We start from the raw sequence: 11,270 nt of genomic DNA, 5'->3' as shown, positions 1-11,270 counted from the left end.
AGCGATCAGGCGGAACTTCCGTCTGTCCGTCACGCGGTGCGTCATACGTCCTCCTCGTTCATGCGGCGCATGACCGGGGATACGTACGGTGTCGCGGATCGGCTCAACCGAATTGTGACCGTCGAACAAAATCGAACGTTGCGTCTCAACACGCACTGTCTCCGCCGCGTTGGACGCGACGGATCCGTCACTCCCCGAGCGGTCGGGTCAGAACGCGATCGTGCAGTTGACGACGCTGTACTTGCCGACGACGACGTCGCGCCACTCGCGGTTCCACGTGCCGCCCGCCTTCGCGCAGATCTCCGGCGCCTTCGCCCGTGCGTCGTCCTCGTCCGCGATCAGACCGCCCGCGTCGACGTCGAGGACGCGTTCGGTGGTCGGCTCGAACACGAAAGCGCACGTCACCATGCTGTACTCGCCCTGGGTCTCGCCAGGGGTGAACCAGGCGACGTTGAACTTGCCGCCCACCTTCTCGCAGATGGCCGGGCCCTTCTCCTGCGCCTCGTCGTTGCCGAACAGCGGGCCGCCGGCCGGGATGGTCAGCACGCGCGTCGTGGTCCGCACCGCGGAGGACGGCGGGCCGGAGGAGGGCGTGGACACCGGCTTGGTGGTGGACGCCGCCGTCGAGGGGACGGGCTTGGTGGAGGACGTGAACGGCAGAGCGCCGGACGAGCCCGAGGACCGGATGACCGGGTAGAGCACGAACGCCAACCCGGTCACCACGGCCAGGACGAAGGCGGCGACGACCCAGCCCTGCCACCGGCCGGGTGCCGGGCGCGGTTCCGGCCGTGGCTCCGGCGGGCGCTGGGCGTGCTCCGGCAGCATCTGGGTGCGTCGCGGATCCGCGGGGCCGCCGGACGTCCGCAGCCGCATCGTCGTGTCCGCGGCAGCGACCGGCAGGGGCTGGGACTGGGTCGCCAGGGCGGCGCGGGCCGCTGTCGCCAGCGCTCCGGCGCTCGGGTAGCGGTGCCTCGGGTCCTTGGCCAGGGCGCGGGTGACGACGTCGTCGAGTCCGGCGGGGAGGCCCGGCCGGATCGCGCCGGGACGCGGCGGCGGGGAGTTGAGGTGGGCGAACATCATCGCCAGGTTGTTCTCGCTCGGGAACGGCAGCTGCCCGGTGAGGAGCTCGTGCAGCACGCAGCCCAGGGCGTAGATGTCGACGGACTTCTGGAAGGCGTCCGCGGACGGGACCGGCTGCAGCCGTTCGGGCGCGGTGTAGGCGGGGCTGCCGAGCGAGGCGTCGCTGGTGGTGGTGTCGAGCGAGTTGTGGACGATGCCGAAGTCGATGAGGTAGGCGAACTCGTCCGCGCCCGTTCCGGCGACGATCACGTTGGAGGGCTTCACATCGCGGTGGATCAGGTTCTCGGCGTGCGCGGCGTCGAGCGCGGCACCGATCTGCCCGATGATGTGCACCGCGCGGGCCGGGTCCATCGCCCCCTCCCTGCGCACGAGGGAACCCAGGTCGTGGCCGTCGACCATGCGCATGTCGATGAACAGCTGGCCGTCGATCTCCCCGAAGTCGTGGATGGGGATGATGTGCGGCTCACGCAGCCGGGCGGCCACCTGCGACTCGCGCCGGAACCGCGCCTGGTAGACCACGTCGGACGCCAGCCCCACGGGCAGCAGCTTCACGGCGACCGTGCGTTCCTTGACGGTGTCATAGGCGCGGTAGACCTCGCCCATGCCGCCGCGGCCGAGCAACGACTCCAGCCGGTACGGACCGAACATCCTCGTCGACGAAGGAGCACTGCCGGGATCGATCACTTCGCAGGCCCTTCGAGGGAGTCGCCGTCCAGAGCGGATCCGGCCACACCGTACCAGTCGGGTGAACGTCCTCTCGCGGACGGTCACAGCAGGTAGATGTCGCGTCGAGTGACTGATTCCGTCGGGTGACAGCGCGGTGTCGGAGGCGCCTTGTTGTCCACGCAGAGTTGGCTTGACCTGGTCGCGGCCGACAACTCGTTCGGAGGAATTCACGACAACGCGAGCCGCTTCCCGGACAGCTCGACCCTCGCGATCCTCGACCGGGTGCGGGATCAGCAGCGGCAGGCGCCGCTTTCGCTGACAGCCAGTCCACAGCCGTCGCAGTAGCGGACCTTCAACCGCGGTGGCTCCGGCGGACGTGGTGCCGGAACGTAGGGCCGGTACTGCGGAACAGGCCGTCGCACGGCCTTCGGCTTGGCCTTCTTCTTGGCGGGCTCGGGTTTCTGCCTCATCAACTCCGAGACCGTGGCCTTGGTCACCCCCACGTAACCCATGCGCACCATCGCGGCGGCGCAGGCCTTGTAACCGGCCTGCGGATTGCGCTCGACCCAGGCGCGGGCGGCTGCGTGCCACCTCCTCTTCGGCGTCGCCGCGGTCTTCCGGGCGCGGGTGCCGCGCGGGATCCACTCGCGCTGCGGCGCCTCACCGAACTCCACGCGGTCGCGGACGTCGTCGTTCTCGCGGTCGTACCGGGGGTCGAGGTCGTGCAGGTGCGCCACGTTGTTGTAGCCGTCGTTGATCCTCCGCACCAGGGAGCCCCCTCTGATGTCGCACCGTCGATCGTCTTGGCGGGTACATCGCCGGGTGTGCGCTCCGCGCTACACGCGATCACGATTTTCTGAGGGTTGGTCGTGGCGCATTGGCGGACGCTGCGGCAGACAAGACGAACGTGGGAGGCAAGGCTCGGGACGCACCCCGCCTCCACGTTCACGCAACAGCCGACCAGACCGTCGACGACCGTCCTATTAGGACGAACCGCCACAACCCCCTGCACACCAAAGGTCAAGCGTCCAAAGACCGTCGCAACGCCGCGGTCAGCAGGTTGGCCCGCTGGTCGGTCGGATCGGCCAGCTGGTTGTTGACGTAGCCGAACCCGATCCCGGCCTCGGAGTCGGCGAAGCCGAGGCCGCCGTTGACGCCGTCGTGGCCGAAGGAGTGGTCGGAGAGCAGGGGGCGGCCGGGGTAGCCGTTGACCAGGAAGCCGGTGGAGTAGCGAATACCGCGCGGCGTGACGACACCCGACCAGCCCTTGCCGCTGGACCGCGGGACGAGCGCGTCGGCGATGCTCCTGTCGGTGAGCAGCCGGGGTTGGCCGTCGACGGTGGACACCGCGGCGGCGTAGATCTTGGCGAGTGCGGCGGCGGACATGATGCCGTTGGCGGCGGGGATCTCGGCCGTGTGCAGGGCCGGGGAGTTGAAGTCGGTGCGGTCGTCGTCGAGGAACCGGGCGGGCAGCGCGCCGCTCATCGTCACGGACCTGACGAAGGGCGAGCCGCTCAGCTCCGCCTCGATCCGGGCGACCGCCTCCGCGCGGGCGAGGCCGGGGGCGGGGTCGATGCGGGCCACGCGGTGCGTCGCGTGGGCGGGAAGTCCGATCCAGGCGTCGGCCGCCAGTGGTGTGGTGAGGTACTCGGCGAGCAGTTCCCGGGGTCTCAGACCGGTGGCGCGGCGCAGGATCTCGCCGACCATCCAGCCGTAGGTCAGTGCGTGGTAACCGAAATCGCTACCGGGTTCCCACTGCGGTCGTTGCGACTCGATCGCGGCGACGACGGACGTCCAGCGGCAGAGGTCCTGGAAGGTCAGGTCGGCGTCCAGGGCGACGACACCGGCGCGGTGGGCGAACACGTCGCGGATCGTCGTGTCTTCCTTGCCGTGGGCGCCGTACTCCGGCCACAGGCACGTGACGGGAGCGTCGTGGTCCAGCAGGCCCCGCTGCTGCGCGAGGTAGCCGATGATGGCGAGAAGGCCTTTGGTGGCGGAGAAACCGACCGCGACGGTGTCGGCGGTCCAGGGTTGCCCGGTGGTGCTGTCACGAACCCCGCCGTGCAGGTCGACGACCAACCGGCCGTCGCGGTAGATCGCGAGCGCGGCGCCGGTTTCGGCGCCGCGCTCGAAGTTGTCGCGGAAGGTGTCGGCGACGGGACCATAACCTTCGTCTGCAAAGCCGTGGATCTCGGTCATTACCACTTCCGTCCGAGCTTCTGCGGGCATGATCATCGGAAAGGATGCCAAACCACTCGCGCTCGGGTGGAGGCCGAGCCGCACTCCACAGAGGTCCGCAGATCCCACCGCTCACTCACGGCGACGCCCTTGTCACTGCGGCGGAACGGAGCCTCGACGGCGAGCCTCGTCACGGACGCGACGAGCCGTTGTCACGGGCCTAAAATCGCCGTGTGACGAACATTGCCGGTCGGCAGGCGACATGCGCGACCAGGGCGGAGTCGTGACCGGGACGTGGTGGCTCGACGTGCTCATCGGCGTCGTGGCGGCGGTGCTGGTGACGTGGCTGGTGCTGGTCGTGGCACTGGTGGTCGTCCGGCCGCGCGGAGGCCTGTTGCGCGAGGCGATGCGGTTGCTGCCGGACGTGCTGCGCCTGGTGCGCAGGCTCGCCGCCGACCGCGATCTCCCGCGCGGCGTTCGGGTGCGGCTGGGCCTGCTGCTGGCCTACCTGGCGTTCCCGTTCGACCTGGTGCCGGACTTCATCCCCGTGCTCGGGTACGCCGACGACGCGATCGTCGTGACCGCGGTCCTGCGCTCGGTCGTGCGCCGCGCCGGGATCGACGCCGTACGGCGGCACTGGCCGGGCACCGACGACGGGTTCGCCGTCCTGGCCCGGCTCACCGGCCTGAACCGCACGTGACGGACGTGCCCGCCGAGGTGCGCTCGTCCTGCACGCCCCCGAGATCGCCGCTTATGGTGCGGGGAACCTGCTGATCGCGGGCGTCCCGTTCCTGATCGGATTCTGACCATGGGCCTCGTCAGCGTCAGCGCTCTCGTCCTGCTCGCGCTGTTCGTGCTCGCCGCGGTCGTGGTGGCCCGGCGCCCCCGTCAGATGCGCACCGCCCTCACGCGGCTCGGCGACGCTCCGGTGGTCCGCCCGGTCAGGACGTGGACGTCGAGGCACCTGACGGACGCGTGGCGGCTGCTGGTCCGCCGGTTCCCGGTCGTCGAGGCGGTGAGCGTCGCGCTGCTCGTCGGGCTGGGCGTGGTCGTGGCACTGGCCGTCGGGTTCACGTCCCTGCTGGAGGAGGTGCTCGAGGGCGAGGGCGTCGCGGCTCTCGACCAGCCTGCCTCGCAGTGGCTGGCCGACCACCGCGACCCGTGGCTCACCGCGACCCTGCGCGTCCTCACCGACCTGGGCAGCCCCGTCGCACTGGGCGTGCTCGCCGCCGGGGTCGGCGGCCTGGTCGCGTGGCGCCGCCGGTCGTGGCTGCCGGCGGTGCTCAGCCTCGTCGGGGCCGCCGGCATCGGCCTGGTGATCACCCTGGCGAAGACGCTGGTCGGCAGGGACCGGCCGCCGTCGCTCATCGCGGCGATCACCGAGAAGGGCTACTCGTTCCCCTCCGGGCACGCCACCGGCACCTCCGCCATCACGCTGCTGTGCGCGTGGCTCGTCACCAGGCACCTCGTCACCTCGTGGGCCGGTCGGGTCGCGGTGAGCGCCACCGCGCTCGGGTTCATCGGCATGATCGGCTTCTCCCGCGTCTACCTGGGCGTCCACTACGTCAGCGACGTGCTCGCCGGCTGGCTGCTCGGCACCGCGTGGGCGTGCGCGGTCGCCATCGTCGGCTCCCGGTGGGAACGCACCCGCTGACTCGGTGACCACCCGGTGGCGCGGGCCAGGCCCGGGACCGAGCCGTCCCCGTCCGGGTACCGTGGGGAGAACGGATCGACGCCGGGTCGTCCGGCGCGGAACAGGGAGCAGGTGGTCGCGGTGGAGCGGTTGCGCTAGCCGCCCGCCCGGAGAGTCCGGGAGCACGGGTGGCTGGTTCCCGGAGGAACGAGATGTCCCGCACGGACAAGACTAAACCGGCGTGGGTGCGGCACCGCGAACACGGCGGTCTGCCGCTGCACGACCACCGGCACGGGTCCTGCGACCTGCCGCCGCTCCCCACCAGGGAGAACACCGGTACCCGCTGCCGCTGGGCCGGGGTCACCGGCATGGCCTCCCCCTGGACCTGCTGCGCGCGCACCCAGGAGCGCTCCGCGTACAAGGAGTGGCAGGAGTGGGTGAAGGCCGCCAACCGCAAGCTCCGCCGCGAGGGCCGCGACATCGCCCGCGGCTGGCACCCCGACACGGACTGACCCGCACACCCACTTCCGGACATGCCGGGCACAGGTTGGATGATGCCCGGCATGACGGACGTCGACCTCTTCGGCACGAGCCGCGCGCGGTACCTCGGCCCGCTCCTCGGTGACGGGGTGTTCTGCGTCGGCAACGCCGCCGAGTGCGACCACTACACCGAGGACGGCGCCGTCCGGATCCCGTGGAAGGGCCGGCCACGGCCGGAGGACCTGGCACGGGTGCACAGCCTGGCCCTGTGCCCGACGGAGGCCCAGCTGCGCACCGCGACGCTGCCCTCCTACCTGCCGGACCTGGTGAACCTGGAGTCGCTGACCCTGCCCGCACCCCTCGTGGCGGACCTGGCGTCCGAGAGGCTGACGTCGCTCGTGATCGGCAACGCCTTCGGGCAGGTGCCCTCGGTCCCGCTCTCCCCCGGCGCCGTGCCCAACCTGCGGGCGCTGATGTGGGTCACCTCCTACGACAGGCCACGGCTGCCCCAGATCGTCACCCCGTTGCCACCACTGGAGTTCCTCCACACCAACGTCACCGGCGACCGCGAGCTGCTGCGTCAGCTCGAGGACCTGCCGACCCTGCGGCACCTGGAACTGGTCGACGTGAAGAACGCCGACGTCGTCGGCCACCTGGTGGCGCCGCTGCGCGTGCTGGAGATCGGTGGCACCGGACGCGACTTCCCGGTGGCCCGGCTCACCGCGATCCCGACGCTGGAGTCGGTGCGCCTCAACGGGATCCGCGCCGAGATCGACTGCGCGGTGTTCCCGGAGCTGCCCGGCCTGGTCCAGCTGTCCGTCCTCAACTCGAAGAAGATCGTGAACATCGAGGCGCTGCTGGACTGCCCGAGGCTGACGAGCATCTCGTTCCTCGACTGCGGCAACCCGTTCAAGAAGGACGGCAAGGCGCTCTTCAAGTCCAAGGGCTTCGCCGAACTGGACATCGACTACTCGTAGGACAACGGCCGGAAAAGTTCTGCCGGACGATGTCGACGGGGCGCGGCCGGCTCCGACGTCCTGGGTGAGGATGGGCCCGTCCGGGCTCGTCCACGACGTCACTCGAAGGAGCCGAGGGTGAAGTACGTGATCATGATCCACTCGAACCCGCAGCCGTGGGGGCACCCGACCTCCGACTACCTGGCCGACTTCCAGGACCTGCCGCGCGAGCAGCGGGAGCGGCTGAACTCCGAGTTCGAGCGGATGCTCGGCGACCTGCGCGAGAAGGGCGAGCTGGTCGGCGGCGAGGCGCTGGGGGCGCCGGAGTCGTCGCGGCTCTACCGGTGGGCCGACGGCAAGCCGCTGGCCACCGACGGGCCGTACTCGGAGGCCAAGGAGCACCTCGCCGGGTTCTTCCTGGTCGACGTGGACAGCCACGAGCGCGCCGAGGAGATCGCGGCGTGCTTCTCCGGTCCCGGTGAGACCGTCGAGCTGCGGCCCGTCATGGGGCCGGGCGGCGGCGAGTAGTGCACTCGCGGGTGGTGGAGGACGTGTGGCGGCGGGAGTCGCCGCACGTCCTCGCCGCCCTGCTGCGCCGGCACGGCGACCTCGGCGACTGCGAGGACGCGGCGCAGGAGGCGGCCGAGGCGGCGGCACGGCAGTGGGAGCGGGACGGCGTGCCGGACAACCCGCGGGGCTGGCTCGTCCGGGTCGCCTCCCGGCGGCTGGTCGACCGGCTGCGCTCCGACGGGGCACGGGCGGGACGTGAGGAGGCGGTGGCCGCGGCACGGCCCGGCGACGCGCACCTCGCGCCGCCCGCCGACGACGCCCGTCAGGACGACGGCGACGACACCCTGCGGTTGTTCCTGCTGTGCTGCCACCCCGCCCTGAGCCGGTCCTCGCAGGTCGCGCTGACGCTGCACGCCGTCGCCGGCCTCGGCACCGCGCAGATCGCCGCCGCCTACCTCGTGCCGGAACGCACGATGACCCAGCGGCTGACCAGGGCGCGGTCGGCGTTGCGGGCGGCGGGCGCGCGGTTCGAGCTGCCCGGCGGCGAGGACCTGCCGTCCCGCATCGCCGCCGTGCTCGACGTCTGCCACCTGCTGTTCACCGAGGGGCACACCCGCTCCACCGGTGACGCGCTGGTGGACCCGACCCTGGCCGAGGAGGCCATCCGGCTGACCCGGCAGCTGCACGCGGCGGTCCCCGGCCACGACGAGGTCGCGGGAGCGCTGGCCCTGATGCTGCTCACCCACGCCCACACACCCGCGCGCACCGACGACGGCAACCTGACGCCACTGTCCGAACAGGACCGTTCGCGGTGGGACCACGAGCGGATCGCGGAGGGTGTCGCGATCCTGGAACGCGTGCTGCCGCGCGGCCACGTCGGCCGGTTCCAGCTCCAGGCCGCGGTCGCCGCCGTGCACGCGGAAGCCGCGACGTGGGAGGGAACGGACTGGCGGCAGATCTGCCTGCTCTACACCATGCTCGCGCGCGTGGCGCCCAGTCCGGTCGTGACGCTCAACCAGGCCGTCGCGGTCGCGATGGCGTTCGGGCCCGAGGACGGACTGGCCCTGCTCCGGCCGTTGCTGGACGCCCCGGCGATGCGGCGGCACCACCGCACCCACGCCGTGCACGCCCACCTGCTGGAGATGACCGGCGACCGGCCGGGAGCGGCCGCCGCCTACCGCCGGGCGGCCCGGCTGACGACGAGCCTGCCCGAGCAGCGCTACCTCAACGCCCGGCTCCAGGACCTCGGCTGACCCCGCGACTCGGAACCACCTGGCCCGAGTCGCGGGGCAGGTGACTACCTGGTGCGCCGCACCGCCCGCACGCCGGCAGCCGCCGTTCCCAGCAGTGCCAGGGCTCCCAGGCCGAGGAGCGGGAGCACGGAGTCGTCGGTCTGCGGGCCGAAGCCACCGGCCAGGCCGCGGGTGGCGTAGTCGGAGCCGCTCTGCTTGTCGCCGTACGCCTTCGCCACCGCCCGCTGGTAGTCGGCGACCGCCAGCCCCTCCCCCGCCCTGCGGCCGCTGCCGCCGGGGTCGAGGACGGTCAGGCGCGTGCCCTTCTTCGCGTACCAGGCGTTGACCTGCGGTTCGTGCAGCAGGGTGGCGCCGGCGGGGAGCTGTGCGGCCAGCCGCGACTCCTGGTCGCCGGAGGCGAGGTTGGCCACCTCCCACCGGCCGTTCGCGCCGCGGACGGTCTGGATCGTCGAGGTCTGCCCGTCGCCGGCCGACGCCAGGACCGCCAGGTAGGCGAGCTCACCAGGCTGCGCGCCCTGGGCGCCCGCGACGAACGCCGGGGACAGCGTGTAGACCGGCACGACCCCGTCCCGGACCGCCACACCGGCAGCGGCGGTACGCGGAGAACGGTTTCCTCCCAGGTCGCCGAGGAAGTCGGCCACCGCGTCCACAGTGGACTGCTGGGCGGCGACCGCCCGTGCCGCCTGGAGATCGGCCGCGGACACCGTCTCGTCTGCGTAGGCCGACGGTCCCGTCGAGAGGAGCACGGCGGCCGACAGCGTGACGGCGGCCGCGAGTTTGCGAGTGGTCATGGCCGTCCTCACCGGTTGATGCCCGTCAGCGTGTGGGTCCAGCGGAACGTGGAGTTGGAGCGGTAGCTGGTGTAGGTGGAGCGGTTGTACCGGGTGTTGCTCCCCCACGGGTCGCCCCAGTTGACCCACTGGACGTTGTTGCCGTCGACCTCGTAGCCGTAGACGGCGTGCATGTGGCCACCGCCGGAGGACCAGAGGATGCGGGTCTCGATCGGCTGCTCCCGGTCGATCTGGTCGCGGATCGAGGCGAACGTGACCGTGCCCGAGAGGTAGCTGCCCGGCGAGGAGTACCCGAGGTCGGCGAACGCCTCGCGCACCTCGCCGAGGTCGCCCTGGTTGTTACGGCAGCCGGAGCCCGACTCGTCGTGGGCGAGCTGGCAGAACCGGGTCTGGGTCACCGACGTGCCGTGGTAGCGGGCGATGCTGGTGCCGGCGGCGGCCCAGCACCACTGGGTCTGCTCCTGGGCCTGCATCGTGAAGGCGAGACGGCCGGCGGCGGAGACGTCGGGTGCTGCGGTGGCGACCGGCTGCACGAGCAGCCATCCCGCCGCCACCACCGCGACCGCGGCAAGAGCTCGTGAACGCAGGGTGCTCACGGGCCCTCCTTTCGTGGTCTTCGAAGGCGTTTCCCGGTGGGTTCCGGGCACAGCCGAACGATGGCCACGCGACAGGACACGCACAAGATCGCCGCAGCGGCGGCGGGACCGTTCACATCGGACACCTGCGGTGGAGGTGCCCGGCTGTGAACATTTCCGGAACGGGACTAGCACCACTCCAAGGCGATGCCGGCGACGCCGCGGTGGGTGACGGGGAAGAACGCGCTGGCGACCAGCGCGCGGTCGCAGATCAGGTCGGTCGCCTCGACCGGCGGCTGGTGCTCCCGCCTGCCCAGCACCCGCGAGCACCTGCTCGGCAGCGCGTTCGCGGTCATCGCCATCTGGAGCAGGTACGGACCGGCGACGTCGCGGAACATCCGCGTGTAGCCGGGACACGGCGTGCCCGAGCGGTCGTTGACCGTGTAGCTGAGGACGGCGGTCTCCCCGTCCTCGAGACTGCGGTCGAACAACAGCTCGAACACCATCGAGCGGTCGGCCCTGCGCACCCGGCCGACCCGGCACCCGTCCCCCGCGACGACGCTCGCCCCGGCGATCTCGCAGTCGTCGTCGCCGTGGTAGATCGCCAGATAGCGGGTCACGCCCGGTCGTTCGGCGGTGAGGACGATCCGCGTGGTCACGTCCTGCTGCTGGCCGCGGTCTCCGAGCACGACCCGTTCCTGGATGAGCGCGACCTCCAGCCCGGCGTTGCACCGGGCGGGGTCCTCGACCAGGCTCGCGAGCAACTCGGTCGTGGTGGACCCGAGCGGTGACAGTTCCGCGAACGACGTCGCCGGCACCCGGCCGGGGTTCTCCCGCGGTCCCACGAGGGTCGTCAGCGAGTCCGGGACGAGCTCCAGCACGGACTCCAGTCCCCGGATCAACGCGAACGCGCGGGGACCCTCCGGGCGACGCAGGCCTCGTTGCCAGTAGCTCAGCGTCGACTCCGCGACGGCCAGGTCCATCCGCGCGAGATGGGCGCGCAGCCGGGACAACGACAGTCCTCTTCTCTCGATCGCCACCCGCAACGCCCGGTGGAACGGCCCGTACCTCAGTGCGTCGCCGAGTTCGTCCACAGCCATCAGAACCCCCGTTCCGATGCGGCCCCACCCGGCGTGGCAGCCGACGGT

The 11,270-nt window shown here is 71.6% G+C and carries 12 protein-coding genes; 6 read left to right on the top strand and 6 right to left on the bottom strand.

Annotated elements, in window-relative coordinates:
• Positions 1-207 precede the first annotated feature (207 nt).
• The 3 genes from VF330_RS01195 to VF330_RS01185 all read right to left on the bottom strand — a co-directional run bounded on the left by VF330_RS01195 (position 208) and on the right by VF330_RS01185 (position 3,945).
• Positions 208-1,728 carry a serine/threonine-protein kinase gene (locus VF330_RS01195; protein WP_330849572.1) on the bottom strand — a complete coding sequence of 507 codons (1,521 nt, stop codon included), beginning with the start codon at positions 1,726-1,728 and terminating at the stop codon, positions 208-210.
• Between the two features lie 308 nt (positions 1,729-2,036).
• On the bottom strand, positions 2,037-2,513 hold the full coding sequence (locus VF330_RS01190; protein WP_330849571.1) for a hypothetical protein: 477 nt from the start codon (positions 2,511-2,513) through the stop codon (positions 2,037-2,039).
• A gap of 253 nt (positions 2,514-2,766) precedes the next feature.
• Positions 2,767-3,945 (bottom strand): serine hydrolase domain-containing protein, encoded by a 1,179-nt coding sequence (locus VF330_RS01185; protein WP_330849570.1) that lies wholly within the window; start codon positions 3,943-3,945, stop codon positions 2,767-2,769.
• A gap of 262 nt (positions 3,946-4,207) precedes the next feature.
• Here VF330_RS01185 and VF330_RS01180 point away from each other — a divergent pair, with 262 nt between their 5' ends.
• The 6 genes from VF330_RS01180 (at position 4,208) to VF330_RS01155 (ending at position 8,756) form a co-directional block, all read left to right on the top strand.
• Positions 4,208-4,624, top strand: coding sequence for a YkvA family protein (locus VF330_RS01180; protein ID WP_330849574.1), 417 nt, complete (start codon positions 4,208-4,210; stop codon positions 4,622-4,624).
• A 108-nt stretch (positions 4,625-4,732) separates the two neighbouring features.
• Positions 4,733-5,578, top strand: coding sequence for a phosphatase PAP2 family protein (locus tag VF330_RS01175; RefSeq protein WP_330849569.1), 846 nt, complete (start codon positions 4,733-4,735; stop codon positions 5,576-5,578).
• A 191-nt stretch (positions 5,579-5,769) separates the two neighbouring features.
• Positions 5,770-6,069, top strand: a complete 300-nt coding sequence (locus VF330_RS01170; RefSeq protein WP_330849568.1) for a hypothetical protein — start codon at positions 5,770-5,772, stop codon at positions 6,067-6,069.
• A gap of 51 nt (positions 6,070-6,120) precedes the next feature.
• Positions 6,121-7,014, top strand: coding sequence for a hypothetical protein (locus VF330_RS01165; protein ID WP_330849567.1), 894 nt, complete (start codon positions 6,121-6,123; stop codon positions 7,012-7,014).
• A gap of 117 nt (positions 7,015-7,131) precedes the next feature.
• Positions 7,132-7,521: a YciI family protein gene (locus VF330_RS01160; RefSeq protein WP_330849566.1), complete on the top strand. Its 390-nt coding sequence runs from the start codon at positions 7,132-7,134 to the stop codon at positions 7,519-7,521.
• Between the two features lie 14 nt (positions 7,522-7,535).
• Positions 7,536-8,756 carry an RNA polymerase sigma factor gene (locus VF330_RS01155; protein ID WP_330849565.1) on the top strand — a complete coding sequence of 407 codons (1,221 nt, stop codon included), beginning with the start codon at positions 7,536-7,538 and terminating at the stop codon, positions 8,754-8,756.
• Positions 8,757-8,800: 44 nt separating this feature from the next.
• Here VF330_RS01155 and VF330_RS01150 read toward each other — a convergent pair whose 3' ends face one another.
• The 3 genes from VF330_RS01150 to VF330_RS01140 all read right to left on the bottom strand — a co-directional run bounded on the left by VF330_RS01150 (position 8,801) and on the right by VF330_RS01140 (position 11,222).
• Positions 8,801-9,547, bottom strand: a complete 747-nt coding sequence (locus VF330_RS01150; RefSeq protein WP_330849564.1) for a hypothetical protein — start codon at positions 9,545-9,547, stop codon at positions 8,801-8,803.
• An 8-nt stretch (positions 9,548-9,555) separates the two neighbouring features.
• A complete protein-coding gene (locus tag VF330_RS01145) occupies positions 9,556-10,143 on the bottom strand; it encodes a papain-like cysteine protease family protein (RefSeq protein WP_330849563.1) in 588 nt (195 codons plus the stop codon).
• 167 nt (positions 10,144-10,310) lie between these two features.
• Positions 10,311-11,222, bottom strand: coding sequence for a hypothetical protein (locus tag VF330_RS01140; protein ID WP_330849562.1), 912 nt, complete (start codon positions 11,220-11,222; stop codon positions 10,311-10,313).
• Positions 11,223-11,270: the final 48 nt, after the last annotated feature.

Source organism: Lentzea sp. (assembly GCF_036380075.1).
Taxonomy (GTDB): Bacteria; Actinomycetota; Actinomycetes; order Mycobacteriales; family Pseudonocardiaceae; genus Lentzea.
The sequence above is the reverse complement of the archived record's forward strand: the minus strand, read 5'-3'. Positions and strand labels throughout refer to the sequence as shown.

Excerpts from the sequence above, each read along its gene's own strand:
- VF330_RS01150 (WP_330849564.1), bottom strand. The coding sequence starts at position 9,547 with ATGACCACTCGCAAACTCGCGGCCGCCGTCACGCTGTCGGCCGCCGTG.
- VF330_RS01170 (WP_330849568.1), top strand. The coding sequence starts at position 5,770 with ATGTCCCGCACGGACAAGACTAAACCGGCGTGGGTGCGGCACCGCGAA.
- VF330_RS01195 (WP_330849572.1), bottom strand. The coding sequence starts at position 1,728 with ATGTTCGGTCCGTACCGGCTGGAGTCGTTGCTCGGCCGCGGCGGCATG.
- VF330_RS01165 (WP_330849567.1), top strand. The coding sequence starts at position 6,121 with ATGACGGACGTCGACCTCTTCGGCACGAGCCGCGCGCGGTACCTCGGC.
- VF330_RS01175 (WP_330849569.1), top strand. The coding sequence starts at position 4,733 with ATGGGCCTCGTCAGCGTCAGCGCTCTCGTCCTGCTCGCGCTGTTCGTG.
- VF330_RS01140 (WP_330849562.1), bottom strand. The coding sequence starts at position 11,222 with ATGGCTGTGGACGAACTCGGCGACGCACTGAGGTACGGGCCGTTCCAC.
- VF330_RS01185 (WP_330849570.1), bottom strand. The coding sequence starts at position 3,945 with ATGACCGAGATCCACGGCTTTGCAGACGAAGGTTATGGTCCCGTCGCC.